Annotated in this window: 11 protein-coding genes; 4 read left to right on the forward strand and 7 right to left on the reverse strand. The window is 67.1% G+C overall.

Annotation, left to right across the window (positions count from 1 at the left end):
- Positions 1–20 precede the first annotated feature (20 nt).
- Both ABIA65_RS18740 and ABIA65_RS18745 read right to left on the reverse strand, forming a co-directional pair.
- A complete protein-coding gene (locus ABIA65_RS18740) occupies positions 21–1181 on the reverse strand; it encodes a thiolase family protein (protein ID WP_241400072.1) in 1161 nt (386 codons plus the stop codon).
- A 13-nt stretch (positions 1182–1194) separates the two neighbouring features.
- Positions 1195–1620, reverse strand: a complete 426-nt coding sequence (locus ABIA65_RS18745) for a Zn-ribbon domain-containing OB-fold protein (RefSeq protein ID WP_241400071.1) — start codon at positions 1618–1620, stop codon at positions 1195–1197.
- Positions 1621–1699: 79 nt separating this feature from the next.
- On the opposite strand from ABIA65_RS18745, the gene ABIA65_RS18750 reads away from it, so the two are divergent.
- Positions 1700–3880, forward strand: coding sequence for a molybdopterin-containing oxidoreductase family protein (locus tag ABIA65_RS18750; RefSeq protein WP_354524513.1), 2181 nt, complete (start codon positions 1700–1702; stop codon positions 3878–3880).
- 30 nt (positions 3881–3910) lie between these two features.
- Here ABIA65_RS18750 and ABIA65_RS18755 read toward each other — a convergent pair whose 3' ends face one another.
- Together ABIA65_RS18755 and ABIA65_RS18760 are read right to left on the reverse strand one after the other, a co-directional pair.
- Positions 3911–4717, reverse strand: a complete 807-nt coding sequence (locus ABIA65_RS18755; protein ID WP_354524514.1) for a DUF4097 family beta strand repeat-containing protein — start codon at positions 4715–4717, stop codon at positions 3911–3913.
- Between the two features lie 39 nt (positions 4718–4756).
- Positions 4757–5239 carry a histidine kinase gene (locus ABIA65_RS18760; RefSeq protein ID WP_354524515.1) on the reverse strand — a complete coding sequence of 161 codons (483 nt, stop codon included), beginning with the start codon at positions 5237–5239 and terminating at the stop codon, positions 4757–4759.
- A 222-nt stretch (positions 5240–5461) separates the two neighbouring features.
- Between ABIA65_RS18760 and ABIA65_RS18765 the strand changes: the two genes are divergently transcribed.
- Together ABIA65_RS18765 and ABIA65_RS18770 are read left to right on the forward strand one after the other, a co-directional pair.
- Entirely contained in the window at positions 5462–6925 is a 1464-nt protein-coding gene (locus tag ABIA65_RS18765; RefSeq protein WP_502919591.1) for an aldehyde dehydrogenase family protein, read from the forward strand.
- Between the two features lie 14 nt (positions 6926–6939).
- Positions 6940–7788 (forward strand): mycofactocin-coupled SDR family oxidoreductase, encoded by an 849-nt coding sequence (locus tag ABIA65_RS18770; protein ID WP_241400067.1) that lies wholly within the window; start codon positions 6940–6942, stop codon positions 7786–7788.
- Positions 7789–7809: 21 nt separating this feature from the next.
- Here ABIA65_RS18770 and ABIA65_RS18775 read toward each other — a convergent pair whose 3' ends face one another.
- On the reverse strand, positions 7810–9018 hold the full coding sequence (locus ABIA65_RS18775; RefSeq protein WP_241400065.1) for a cytochrome P450: 1209 nt from the start codon (positions 9016–9018) through the stop codon (positions 7810–7812).
- Positions 9019–9155: 137 nt separating this feature from the next.
- Here ABIA65_RS18775 and ABIA65_RS18780 point away from each other — a divergent pair, with 137 nt between their 5' ends.
- Positions 9156–10655, forward strand: a complete 1500-nt coding sequence (locus ABIA65_RS18780; RefSeq protein WP_354524517.1) for an aldehyde dehydrogenase family protein — start codon at positions 9156–9158, stop codon at positions 10653–10655.
- On the opposite strand, the gene ABIA65_RS18785 is transcribed toward ABIA65_RS18780, so the two are convergent.
- Together ABIA65_RS18785 and ABIA65_RS18790 are read right to left on the reverse strand one after the other, a co-directional pair.
- Complete coding sequence (locus ABIA65_RS18785; RefSeq protein ID WP_354524518.1) at positions 10652–12811, reverse strand: elongation factor G-like protein EF-G2; 2160 nt, start codon at positions 12809–12811, stop codon at positions 10652–10654. The genes ABIA65_RS18780 and ABIA65_RS18785 overlap by 4 nt on opposite strands.
- Positions 12812–12875: 64 nt before the next feature.
- Complete coding sequence (locus ABIA65_RS18790; protein WP_502919584.1) at positions 12876–14504, reverse strand: medium-chain acyl-CoA ligase Mig; 1629 nt, start codon at positions 14502–14504, stop codon at positions 12876–12878.
- Positions 14505–14507 lie beyond the last annotated feature (3 nt).

Here is a 14507-nt window from a genome sequence, read left to right on the forward strand (position 1 = left end):
TGCGGACTGCTCGCCTGACTTCAGCGGGTGACGATGGTGGCGCCCGCAGTTCCCGGAGCGCCGTAGAGCTGGGCGAAGCCCACCCGCGGATTGCCGGGCACCTGGCGATCGCCGGCCTCACCGCGTAGCTGGCGGACGAGTTCGTGGATCTGCCGCAGACCCGATGCGCCAATGGGCTCGCCGTTGGCGATCAGGCCGCCATCGGTGTTGATCGGCATGGCGCCGCCGATCTCGGTGGCACCGTCGGCGAGCAGCTTCTCCTGGTCGCCATCGGGGCAGAACCCGCACTCGGCCATGTGGATGATCTCCGCGCCGGCGTCGGTGTCCTGCAACTGGATGACGTCGACATCCTGCGGTGATACGCCCGCCTTCTCGAATGCGGCGCGGGCGGCGTACACCGTGGGCGCAGGCACCTCGTCGACGGGCGCGAAGGTGGTGTTCACCTCATGTGCGCCGTACGTGCGCGTGCGGATCTCGACGGCGCGCAAGTACACCGGCTTGGCGGTGTAGCGGTGCGCGATATCGGCCCGGCACATGACCACTGCCGCCGCACCCTCGTCGGGTGCGCAGAACATGTACTGCGTGAGCGGGTAGTTGAGCATCGGCGAGTTGAGGATGTCTTCCTCGGCGATCGGCTTGCGGCGGAAGGCATTCGGATTCAGGGCACCGTTTCGCAGGTTCTTGTTGGCCACCTTGGCCAGCGTGCGCTGCGAGATGTTGTGCTCGTGCAGGTAGCGGTTGGCCTTCATGCCGAAGAACTGCGTGGTCAGGTACTGGCCGTTCTCGGCGTACCACTGCGGCATGCCGACCAGCCCCGGATCCTCGGTGAAGGCGCCGCGTGGATGCTTGTCCAGGCCCACTGCTATTCCGATGTCATAGTCGCCCAGCCGAATTCCGTCGGCGCACACCTTCGCGGCGCTGGCCGCGGTGGCGCACGCGTTGAAGACGTTGGTGAACGGGATTCCTGAGAGGCCCACCATGCCGACGATGGCGTCGGGATTGGCGACCGTCCAGCTGCCGCCCGCCGCGGCGCCGATATCGCCCCATGCCACACCGGCGTCGGTGACTGCCGCGTCGATGGCGTCGACGCACATCTCCATGGCGCTCTTGCCCTCGAAACGGCCAAAGGGGTGGATGCCGACACCGATGATCGCGACATCATTGGATGTTGCAGTGCTCATGAATCAATCCCCTCTAGACCGGCTGGAACGCGAAGGTGACGATCTCATCGCCATCGGAGTCGGTGGCGAACGGAAGGAACGTCAGCTCGACCTCCATGCCGAACTCGAGCTTGCCCGGGTCGTTCTCGGTGAGCCGGCCCTCGACGCGCACCACCGCATCCTCGCCCAACCCCAACTGCACGAGACCGACGCCGAAGGGGACGAACTCCTTGCCCGTGGGGCCGGCGTAGGGCGCCCCGGGCGCAAAGCCCTGCGTCGTCCACGCGATCACCGTGCCGCGACGCGGCAGCAGCACGTCGCTCATCTGGGCCCTGCTGCACCTGGGGCAGTGACTCTGGACCGGGAACACCGTCGCCGAGCAGGCCCCGCAGGAACTGCCTATCAGCTGCGGATTCTCCTGCGGCCACGTCGAGATCGTCGGATCGATCACCTTCTGCACGCGGTCTCCTGACAGGTCGTGGCGGTCATTGCGGACAATCTAGCCGTGCAACTGTAACCGTTACAGTAACCTAGTTCCGGTGATCGATCACAAGCCCACCTTCTGCCGTATCTGCGAGCCGCTGTGCGGCATGGTGGCCACCGTCGAGGACGGTCGACTGGTGTCGTTGCGGCCCGATAAGGACCACCCGCTGTCAGCGGGTTTCGCCTGCCAGAAGGGCATTGCGTTCACCGAGGTGGTCAACGATCCCGATCGCGTCACGACACCGCTGCGCCGGCGGGCAGGAGACGGATCGTTCGAGCCGGTCTCGTGGGACGAGGCGCTCGACGACATCGCCGGGCGGCTGTCCGACATCCACCGCAGACACGGCTCCGGCGCGGTCGGCTGGTACATGGGGAATCCGGCGGCCTTCAGCTACTCGCACGTGATGGGCGCGATGACCTTCATCAAGGGCATCGGCCGCCACAGTCACTTCTTCACGTCGTCCTCGCAGGACACCAGCAGCAGATTGCTGGCAAGCCAGTTCCTGTACGGCACGCCGATGTCGGTGCCGATCCCGGATCTGATGCGCACCGATCTCCTGGTGTTGATGGGCGCCAATCCCGTGGTGTCCCACGGCAGTTTCCTCACCGCGCCGCGGATCAAGGACCGCATGCACGACGTCGTCAAGCGTGGCGGGCGGGTCGTCGTCGTGGACCCGCGCAGGTCAGAGACCGCCGCGCAGTTCGAGTGGATGGGCATCGTGCCCGACTCCGACGCCTACCTTCTCCTGTCGCTGTTGTCCGTGATGTTCGCCGAGGCGCTGGTGGATCCGGCCACGGTGGCGAGGCAGGCCGACGGTGTGCAGTGGCTGGCGACGCACTGCGAGCCGTTCGCACCCGAGCGCACCGAGCAGCACACGGGCATCGCGCCGGAGACGGTTCGGGCGCTGGCCCGCGACCTCGTCGCGACGCCGCGCGCCGCGATCTACGGCCGACTCGGTACGTGTGTGGGCCGCAACGGCACGTTGACGACCTACCTCATCGACGCGGTGAACCTGGTGGCGGGAAACCTTGACCGACCAGGCGGCAGCGTGTTCAGCACCCTCGGCATCTCGGGACAGAGGTGGGGAATCAAGGCGATGGGGTGGTCGATGCGACGGGCATACCGCCGCAAGCGAAGCCGGATCGGCGGCTTCGGGCCCGTCGTCGGAGCCGAGCCCGCGGCGCTGATGGCCAAGGAGATCGCCACGCCGGGCGCACGGCAGATCAAGGCCATGTTCGTCGCGGCGGGTAACCCGGTGCTGTCGGTACCCAACGGTGATGAGTTGGAGGGAGCGCTCGAGACGCTCGACCTGATGGTCGGGCTCGACCTCTATGTCAACGAGACGACGGCGCACTGCGATTACGTCCTACCCGTCACCACGATGTACGAGCGCGACGACTTCGCCCTAACGTTCCAGCAGTTTCAGGCCACGCCGTTCCGGCAGGCCACAGAGGCAGTGATCGCGCCGCGCGGTGAGGCACGCACGGAGTGGGAGATCGTCGACGACCTGACCGCGCGGATGGCCACCCGCACGCCGGCGTTCGCCGCGCTTGGCGTCCTTCGAAAGGCACTGGGGGCGTTCGGTGTCCGGCTGACGCCGCGACCGCTGGCGGACGGCATGATCCGGCTCTCCGACGGCGGCGACCGATTCGGGCTACGCCGCGGAGGCCTGACGTTCGCCCGGCTGAGTCGCGACCACCCGCACGGTGTGGTGGTGTCTCCGCACATCCGGACACCGGTGCTCGACGAGGTCGTTGTCTATCCCCACGGGCGAGTGCAGCTGGTGCACGACGATATCGCCGCCGAGATCGCCGCGATGGTCCGCAGGCAGCCGCCCGCGGACTATCCGATGCGCATGATCGGGATGCGGGAACCCCGGTCGGAGAACTCCTGGATGCACAACTCGCCGCTGTTGATGCGGGGGGAGCGGACCAACCGGGCGCTCATGCACCTCGATGACGCGGCGGCGAGGCGGATTGCCGATGGCGACATGATCGAGGTCAGCTCGGCACACGGCAAGATCGCGCTGCCGGTGTCGCTGACCGCCGACATCGTGGCGGGCACCATCGCGATCCCGCACGGTTGGGGTCACAAGGGCACCGGAGGATGGCGCGTCGCCAACAAGGCTGGCGGGGTCAACGTGAACCAGCTGATGTCAAGCGATCCCGACGATGTCGAGGCGTTGGCCGGCATGTCCTGGCTCACGGGCGTACCTGTCCAGGTGGGGCAGCTCTAGGACAGGGCCACGACTAGGGCAGGGCATCGACTAGGACAGGGCATCGACCGCGGCGCGTGCCACGGTGATGTCACCCGATCCGGTGCGCACGTGTACGGCCAGCGTTTCGTCGCCATCGACAGGTCCGTCCGACGCTGCGAGGGCGTTGCGTATCTCGCCTGATCGGGTGCGCACATCGAGTTGTGCCGCAGTGCCTTCCGCGATCCCCAGCTCGACGTCGCCGCTGCCGGTCTGCGCGGAGACACGGCCCTTGACGGCGGTGGCGACGGTGGTAGCACCTGAGGCGGTCTGCGTGTCGACGGCACCGTCGAGTCGCCCGACTGACAGCCCGCCACTGGCCGACTGGAACTTCACATCACCGATGAGATCGCCGACCGAGGCATCGCCGGACGCCGATGCGATCACCGCCGAGCCCCTGACGGCCCGAACGGTCACTCGACCAGAAGCCGTGTCCGCCTTGAGCCTTCCGGTCACAGAATCCATGGCGAACGCACCGCTGGCCGACGCCAGTTTGCATTCGGAGTACTCGCCCTCGGCGTGCACCTCGGCGGATACCGTCGACGCCCGTAGTCGAGAACCGGTGGGCAATGCGATGTCGATCGTCACCGCTCCGCCGCGGCCCAGCGATATGAACTTTCTGCCGGCCGTGACGGTCAGGGTGCCATTGTGGAAGTCGACGCGCGCCTGCTCGGCGGCCTTGATATCGGAGGCACGCGCGGGGTCGCGGGGCCGGATCTCGACATCGGTGGCGTCGCGATCGGTCGCGATCAGCCGGACTGAACCGGCGACCACCTCGAGTATCGCGGTGATGGGGTCGGGGGTCGGGAAGGTGGGCATCGGTTGTCCTTGTCGTCTCGTAGGGATGGGTGAGAGGTCTCAGCGGACCCAGCCGCTGAAGTGCTTGTCGCCGCCAGGGCGCTGCCGCTGCCTTCGATTGCCACTCAGTGCGGTGGTGACGGCACGAACCAGCCAGGCGTTCACCGATATCCCCGCGTCCTGGGCTGAGGCGTCGACTCCGGCCCGAAGGTTCTCGGGTAGGCGCAGCGTCACCCGCCAGGTGCCGCCGTCGGCATCTGTTTCCGGGGCTGGGTACACCGCATCGTCGAGCATGTCGTCCACCCCGGGTGTCACGGTGAATTCCGGGTCGCGACCGCGCAACCGCACGTCGACCGATCGGGGGGCCAGGTCGCGGGTGATCTCCTCGGCTGCCGCGGACAGCGCTTCGAGCAGGGCTAGCCGGATGGCCGATTCCAGCGGCGCGCTAAGGCGATCGGCCAGAGCGGCGGCGTCATCGCCGCCGGCCGCAGCGGCGACACTCAGCTCGTGCCGCACGCTGTCGACGAACGGTTGCAGTTCCATGACGTCACTATGACACCACAATGGTGTCACCGCAACCGTCAAAATGACGCAGCTGCGTCGGGAGGCGGCCGAACTGCGATACTGTAATCTTTACCGTTGGTTGTGCGGTGACGTGCTTCCGACCGCCCGGACCGAGGGAGCGCAGTGAGCGAAGTCATCGAGGCGCCGTCGGCGTCAAGCGTCGAATTGGGCCGCCTGGCCGCGCAAGCCGCCGAGAAGCGCATGCTGATCGACGGTGAACTGGTCACTGCGGCGTCCGGCGCGGAATTCGACAATGTCTCCCCGGCAACGGGTCTGGTGCTCGGAGCGACGTCCGCCGCAGGCGCCGAGGATATGTCGAGGGCCATCGGATCGGCGCGGCGGGCGTTCGACGAGACCGACTGGTCGACCAATGGTGCTCTGCGTCAGCGGTGCCTGCAACAGCTGCAGGCAGCGCTGGAGTCCGAGCGCGACCAGCTGCGCGCGGAACTGATCGCCGAGGTCGGCTGCCCGGACATGACGATCGCCACCGCGCAGCTGGACTGGCCGCTGGCCGACTCGCTGCGGTATCCGTCCCGTCTGATCGACGAATTCGACTGGGAGCGCACACTCGACGGCGGCGGTCTGTTCGGGGATCGCAACGTCCGCACCGTCGTTCAGGAACCCGTCGGCGTCGTGGGTGCCATCACGCCGTCCAACTTCCCGATCGAGGTCATCCTCAACAAGCTGGGACCGGCTCTGGCGACGGGCAACACCGTCGTGCTGAAACCCGACCCGCACACACCGTGGAACGCAACCCGGTTGGGCCGGCTCATCGCCGAGCACACCGACATCCCCGCGGGAGTCGTGAGCGTCGTGCCGACGCCGGACAACGCGGTGGCCGAACTGCTCGCCACCGACCCCCGCGTCGACATGATCTCGTTCACCGGATCGACCGCCGTCGGAAAGCGGTTGATCCGCCAGGGCGCCGACACGATGAAGCGGACGTTCCTGGAGCTGGGTGGCAAGTCGGCGCTCATCGTCACCGAGGACGTCAACCCGGCCAAGATCATTCCGAGCGCCATCGGGGTGTGCGTGCACGCGGGACAGGCCTGTGCGCTCACCACCAGAATGCTGGTCCACCGATCGCTGTTCGACGACGCGGTGGCCGGTGTGACGGCCGCCTTCGGGATGGTGCCCGTCGGCGATCCCGCATCGCCGCAGACCCTCGTCGGTCCCGTGATCAGCGCGCGGCAGAAGGAGCGGGTGCTGGACGCGTGCGAGCGTGCCCGCCGCAGCGGTGCCGAGATCACCGTCGGCGGTGGCTCATACGATGATCTGCCCGCCGAGCTGGCAGGTGGTTTCTTCGTCCAGCCCACGGTGGTGGTGGGCGTCGACAACTCCGCTGCCATCGCGCAGGAGGAGATCTTCGGTCCGGTGCTGGTGATGCTGCCGTTCGACGATGACGACGACGCCGTGCGGATCGCCAACGACAGCGCGTTCGGTCTGGCGGGTGCCGTGCTGTCGGGGTCGGTGGAACGTGGAATGGCGATCGCCCGGCGAATTCGGACCGGATCCATCGGCGTCAACGGCGGGATGTTCTACGGCGCCGACGCACCGTTCGGCGGGTACAAGAGCTCCGGCATGGGCCGGCAGTGCGGTATCGAGGGTTTCCAGCAGTACCTGGAGACCAAGACCATTGGCTGCCGGATGCCCCGGCCCAACTGATGGGAGGACAGCGGATGGGCAAGCTGGACAACAAGATCGCGGTCGTGTCCGGAGCGGCGCGGGGGCAGGGGCGCTCGCATGCGGTCAACCTGGCCGCCGAAGGCGCCAGCATCATCGCGCTCGACATCTGCGCTGACCTCGAGGGCAACACCTACCCACTGTCGCGTCCAGAGGACCTCGACGAGACGGCGCGCATGGTCGAGAAGGAAGCGGTCCGGTGCCACACCGCGATCGTGGATGTCCGGGAGCGCGGTGCGGTGTGGAAAGCGATCGCCGACGGCGTCGCCGAACTCGGTGGACTCGACGTGGTGGTGGCCAATGCCGGCATCTGCGCGATGGGCAAGAATCAGACGATCCAGTCGTGGTCGGACACCATCGACACCGACCTGGTCGGCGTTTTCAACGTGATCCAGGCCAGCCTGCCCCACATCAGCGACGGTGGATCGATCATCGCGACGGGATCGCTTGCGGCCCAGTTGGGTAGCGCCACCAATCAGGGTCCGGGCGGTTCGGCCTACAGCTTGGCCAAGCAGATTGTCGCGCGCTACGTCAACGACCTCTCGATCCAGTTGGCGAAGCGGATGATCCGCGTCAACGCGGTTCACCCGACCAACGTGAACACCGACATGCTGCAGAACGAGGGCATGTACAAGGTGTTCCGGCCGGATCTCGAGTCACCCACCCGTGAGGACGCCGAGGCGACCTTCTCGATGATGCAGGCGATGCCGGTGCCGTACATCGAGGCGCAGGACGTGTCCGAGGCGGTGGTGTTCCTCGCCAGCGACTCGTCGCGCTACATCACCGGAACGCAGCTGCGCATCGATGCCGGCGGGTACGTCAAGTCTGTGCCCTGGAAGGGGTAGTGGGGCCAGCAGGGGTGAGCGTCATCTGGCGCTGAAGGTCACCGGCAGCACGGTCGGTGACCGGAACGGCTGCCCGTGTATGTGCGGGTCGCCATCGTCGCGCAGGGTCAGGTCACCGAGCCGTTCGAGGATGCACTCCAGCGCAACCCGTGTCTCCAGGCGCGCCAGATGCAGACCGAGGCAGGTGTGCTCACCGGCCGCGAACGTGATGTGCGGTGTGCGCTTGCGGAAGATGTCGAACTGCTCGGGGTTCTCCCAGCGCGACTCGTCGCGGTTCGCCGAACCCATGCACACGTCGATCACGGAGTTCGCCGGGATCTCGACACCCTCGAGTTCGGTGTCCTCGGTTGAGAACCGCTGCACGGTGGTCAGCGGGGTCTCGAAGCGCAGCCCCTCCTCGATGGCGGGGGCGATGAGCTCGTGATCGTCCCGCACCGCCTCGAACTGCTCGCGGTGAGTCAGCAGAAGGTAGATCAGGTTGCCCGACGATCGGTAGGTGGTCTCCAGCCCGGCGGGCAGCAGCAGGCGCAGGAACGAGTAGATGGCCTCGTCGGTCAGACGCTCACCGTCGATCTCCGCGGTGACGAGATCGCCGATGATGTCCTCGGTGGGGTGAGATTTGCGCTTGTCCATCTGGTTGAGGAAGTAATCCTTCAGCGCCGCTGACGATTCGAACGCCTGCTTGTACTTGACGGTGTAGCTGATCAGGTCGACCGCCCACTGCCGGAACATCGGCAGGTCGTCCTCGGGCAGACCGAGGAGCTTGGCGATGACCCGGGTCGGGAACTCGAAGGTGAAGTCCTTCACCAGATCTGCTTCGCCGCTACTGATGAACTCATCGATCAGGTCATTGACGATTGGCCGGACGATCTCGGGCTCCCACCGCAGCAGCGACCTGGACTTGAACGCCGCCGACACCAGATTGCGGTGCTCACGATGCGTGGTGCCGCCCATCGCCAGGATGGTGGGTCCGATGAACAGGCCGATCGTGGCGTCATACATCGCCGAGTTGAACACCTTGCCGTCGCGGAACACCAGGTTGACGGAATCGAAGGACATCGCCGCGTAGTTCTGCTTGGGGCGCATGCTCTCGGGCAGTTTGGAGTAGTCCATGACCGAGCCGCGGAAGACGCCCGCCTCGTTGCGCTTGGTGGCGAAGAAGGGGTACGGGTTGCGGATCCGCTCGGCCCGTTCCTCGGCCGACCACGGGACGTCTACCTGGGTTTCCACGGTGACCTTTCCGTTTCCACGGTGCCCTTTCCGCTGCTGAACACCGTCGACAGCACTGCTGCATGTTCCTACTGTATGGATTACAGTATCGTATCTGACGGGTCTACCGAAGACCGACTGTGAAGGTGGCATGGCAGATGAGTACTGCGGAACGACCACTCGACACCGTCGCCGTCAGCCGTGACGAGTTGGCAGCGGTACTGGATCGCCAACGCAAGGCGTTCGTCGCGGACGGTCCGGCGAACCTGGCCACTCGGCTCAATCGCATCGATCGGCTGTTGGCCATGGTGCTCGACAACACCGACGCCTTCGTCGATGCGATGGCGGCCGACTTCGGCACCCGATCCCGAGCGGCGTCGCTGTTCACCGAAGTCGTCGGCATGATCCCCGTGATCGAGCACACCCGAGCCAACGTGGCCAAGTGGATGCGACCGACCACGATGATGCGTGCGGGCCGGCTGTTCGGATTGCGCGCCGAGGTCGAGGTGGCGCCGCTGGGCGTCGTCGGCATCATCGGCCCGTGGAACTTCCCGCTGAACCTCGTCGTGCTGCCCGCATCGGCCGCGTTCGCCGCGGGCAACCGCGTGATGATCAAGATGTCCGAGGTGACCCCCCGCACGGCCGAGCTGATGCGAACCACCGCGCCGAAGTACTTCGACGCCCTTGAACTCGACGTGACGACCGGCGGCCCGGACGTGGCGGCGGCGTTCTCGACACTGCCGTTCGATCACCTGTTCTTCACCGGCTCACCGTCAGTCGGCGCAATGGTGCAGAGGGCCGCCGCGCAGAACCTGGTCCCGGTGACACTCGAACTCGGCGGCAAGAACCCCGTGGTAGTCGCCCCCGGCGCCGATGTCACCCGCTCAGCGGCCCGAATCGCTCAGGCCCGCATGGTAAACGGTGGTCAGGTGTGCGTCTGCCCCGACTATGTGTTCGTGCCCGATGACCGCGTCGAGTCGTTCGTCGACGTCGCCGCGGCGACCTGGCGCGGTATGTTCCCCGCGATCATCAGCAACGCCGACTACTGCTCATCGGTGAATGAGGCCAACTTCGACCGCGTCGTCAGTCTGATCGACGACGCCCGCGCCAACGGCGCCCGCGTCGACGTCATCGCACCGCCCGGCGAGGCGCTACCGGACCGCACGTCCCGAAAGATCGCGCCCACCATTGTGCGCGGCATTGACGACACGATGAGGATCGCCGCCGAGGAGGTGTTCGGTCCTGTCCTGACCGTGATGGGCTACTCGCACCTCGCCGACGTCATCGACCACATCAACGCGCGGCCCGCACCGCTGGTCGCCTACTGGTACGGGCCCGATGGCGACGACTTCCGCCACTTCATCCGGAACACCCGTAGCGGTGGCGTCGCCCGCAACGACTTTGCCGCCCAGATGATTCCGTCGGCGGCACCATTCGGTGGCGTCGGCCGCAGCGGTATGGGCGCCTATCACGGCAAGGCGGGCTTTGACACGTTCAGCCACCAACGCACCGTGGTGGGAACCGACCTGCCATTCAGCATGACGGGATCGGCCGCACCACCGTTCAGCCGGCCGATGAGGGCCTACGCCGACCTGTCACTGCGGATGGCCCGGCGCCGGACCAACCGCCGCCTGCGGGCAAGCGGCCGCAACGCCTAGACCGCGCGACGCACCCGGGCCGCTGCCGCATCCGGCATCGGTTCGTAGCGGACGAAGGATCGGGTGAACGAACCCGCGCCGTGCGACAACGACCGCAGGTCGATGGCGTACCGGGCCAGCTCCACCTGGGGGATCTCGGCGCGCACCAGGGTGCGGTCCTCGTCGGCCTTATCGGTACCCACCACCCGCGCGCGACGGCTGGACAGATCGCTCATCACGGACCCGACCAGATCGTCGGGGATCAGCACGGTGATCTCGTCCACCGGCTCCAACAGGTTGACCGTGGTGGCCGCGGCGGCTTCCCGCAACGCCAGCCCGCCGGCCATCTGAAAGGCGAAATCCGAGGAGTCCACACTGTGCGCCTTGCCGTCGTACAGGGTGACCCGGATGTCGACCACCGGATACCCGGCGTCGGCCCCCAGCCCCCGTTCCATCTGCGCCCGGATCCCCTTCTCGACGCTTCCGATGAACTGCCGCGGCACCGCGCCGCCCACCACCTTGTCGACGAACTCGAAACCACTGCCCTCGGGCAGTGGCTCCACCTCGATATCGCACACCGCGTACTGGCCGTGCCCGCCGGACTGTTTGACATGACGCCCGTGCCCTTTGGCCTTGCCGCCGAAGGTCTCCCGCAGCGGCGTCCGCAGTTCGACGGTGTCCACCGATACCCCGTAGCGCCGCGTCAACGCGTCGAGCACCACCCCGGCGTGCGCCTCACCCATGCACCACAACACGATCTGGTGGGTTTCGGGGTTCTGCTCAATGCGCAGCGTCGGATCCTCGGCGGCCAGCCGTGCCAAGCCCACCGACAGCTTGTCCTCATCGGTCTTCGCCCGCGGTTGCACGGCAACCGGCAGCAGCGGGTCCGGCATCGTCCACGGCCGCAACAGCAGTGGGTCGGCCTTGTCGCTCAGCGCGTCCCCGGTCTCGGCCCGGCTGAGCCGCCCGATCGCACAGATGTCACCGGCCACCACCGCGGGCGCGGGACGCTGCTGCTTACCGAGCGGGAACGACAGCGTGCCGAGCCGTTCGTCTTCGTCGTGGTCGGCGTGGCCGGCCGTCGGGCCGGAGTCGGCGTGGGTGTGTCTCTCGGTGAAGGCAGAAAAATGGCCCGACACGTGCACGGTGGCGTCGGGCCTGATGGTGCCGGAGAACACCCGGACCAGACTGACCCTGCCGACGTAGGGATCCGATGTCGTCTTCACCACCTCGGCCAGCAACGGCCCGTCCGGATCGCAGGGCAACGGCCTGCGCGGCGCACCCTGCGGAGTGAACACCTCGGGCAGCTGGTGTTCCGGGGGTGACGGGAAGCCGCGGGTGGCGACCTCCAGCAACTCGCACGTGCCGATGCCGGTTCCGGCGCACACCGGGATCACCGGGAAGAACGAGCCGCGGGCCACCGCCTTCTCCAGATCCCCGATGAGCACCTCCTGGTCGATCTCCTCACCGCCGAGGTAGCGCTCCATCAGCGTCTCGTCCTCGGATTCCTCGATGATTCCCTCGATCAGGGAGCCGCGTAGCTCGACGAACTCATCGGCGTAGCCCTCCGCGGGTGCATGTGTGCTGCGCTTGCCGTCGGCGTACTCGTAGTGGGTGCGCGTCAATAACCCGACCACCCCCTCCGCGGCCGGGAAGTACAGCGGTGCCACCTTGTCGCCGAACGCCTGCTGCGCGCCGGCCAACGCGTTGGTGTAGTTCGCCCGGGCGTGGTCGAGCTTGGTGATCACCACCGCACGCGGCATACCGACCCGGGCGCATTCCAGCCACAGCGCCTTGGTCGGTTCGTCCACGTTCTCGTTCGCGGCGATCACGAACATCGCGCAATCGGCGGCCCGCAGCCCGGCTCGCAGCTCGCCGATGAAATCGGCATAGCCGGGCGTGTCGATCAGGTTCACCTTGATCCCGTTGTGCTCCAACGGAGCCAGCGCCAGGCTCACCGAGCGCTGCTGGGCGATCTCGGCATCGTCGAAGTCGCACACCGTGGAACCCTCGGTCACCGAGCCCATTCGGGGCAGCACCCCGGCCGCCACCAACAGCGCCTCGACCAGAGTGGTTTTTCCCGCCCCGGACGGACCCACCAGTGCCACGTTGCGAATGGCATCCGGACTGTCCGCGGTTGAGACGCCGGCTGCTGCAGAACTCGTCCTTTCCGCCATACATCCACCATTCCCCGATGTGACCTACAGCACAACCCCCGCCGGTCACGCTCGCGGGCCTGAGCTAGGCGCCGGCCTGCTCGCGGGCCCAGCGGTAGTCGGCCTTGCCGGCTGGGCTGCGCTCGATGACGGGCCGGAACACGATGGCCTTGGGCAGCTTGTAACGCGCCAACGACGTTGCCGCATGGGTGATCAGCTCGTCGGCCTCCACGGCGGCACCGTCCTCCAGCGCCACCACTGCCACGACCTCCTGACCCCAGCGCTCGCTCGGCCGTCCCGCCACCACGACGTCCGCCACAGCGGGATGGGCTGCGATCGCCGTCTCGACCTCCTCGGCGAAGATCTTCTCGCCGCCGGAGTTGATGGTCACCGAGTCCCGCCCCAGCAGTTCGATGACCTCGACCTCCAGATGGCGCGCACGGTCGCCGGGCACCGCATAGCGCACACCGTCGACGACCGGGAACGTCGCCTCGGTCTTCTTCGCGTCACCCTTGTAACCCAGTGGCACGTAACCACGTTGGCCCAGCCAGCCGATCCCGTCGTGCCCGGGCGCCAGAACGGAGCCCAAGTCCTCTGAGACGACCACGGTGTCGGGGCCTGGCTTGAACTGACCGGTCGACACCGCACCCGGCGCCGACATGTGGGTGAGCTGGGCGCCGGTCTCCGAGGAGCCGACTCCGTCAATCACCACCAGTCCGGGCTTGGCGTCGATCAGCCGTTGCTTGGTGGTCGGCGTCAGCAGCGCGCCGCCGTTGGCGACCGCCGCAAGCGGGGTGGTGCCCACCTTCTCGATGGCCGCGGCAAGGGGCCGGGCCATCGCGTCGCCGACCACGGTGGCGACCATGACCTGCTCGCGTTCGATGGTCGCGACCACTTCGTCGGCGTCGAGGTGGTCGACGACAGAGGCGAACACCACCGACTGGCCGGTGGTGAGCGCCGTCATGACACCCCACTGCGCGGCGCCGTGGATGAGCGGCGGGAGGATCATCAACTTGGTGCCTGGCCCGGCCGCCGCCCGTTCGGCGAGCGCCGGATACGACTCGATCACGCTGCCGTCGAACAGGTTCCGGCCACCGAACGATGTCACGAAGATGTCGTGCTGGCGCCACAGCACACCCTTGGGCATTCCGGTGGTGCCGCCGGTGTAGAGCACGTAGAGGTCGTCGGGGGACGGTTCCACGGGAGGTGGTTCGGCGGGGCTGGACGCCAGGGCCTCCTCGTAGTCCACCGCACCCTCGAGTAGATCGTTGCCGGAGTCGTCGGCGATCTGGATCAGCACCTTCAACAGCGGAAGGTCGGGCAGGATCTCGGCCACCCGGGGCGCGAACGCGGCGTGGTAGACCAGTGCCGTCGTCCCGGCATCGGCCAGTAGGTACTGCAGCTCACTCTTGACGTAGCGGTAGTTGACGTTGAATGGCGCGACGCGTGCCCGGAACGAGCCGAGCAGCGTCTCGACGAACTCGTTGCCGTTGTAGGCGTAGATCCCCAGCAGATCCTGTCCGACCTCGTGACCGGCCAGGCTGGATCGGGGGGTGTGACAGCCCAGACCCCGGGAGTGCAGATACGACGCCAGTCGATTGGAGCGCTCGACGACGTCGGCGTAGGTGTACCTGCGGTCGCCCTGGATGAGCAGGACGCGATCGGGGATCGCGGCGGCGACGGCGTCGAGCGCGGCGGGAACGGTGAATTGCATTGT

The sequence above is a fragment of the Mycolicibacterium sp. 624 genome, from assembly GCF_040548615.1.
Lineage (GTDB): Bacteria > Actinomycetota > Actinomycetes > Mycobacteriales > Mycobacteriaceae > Mycobacterium.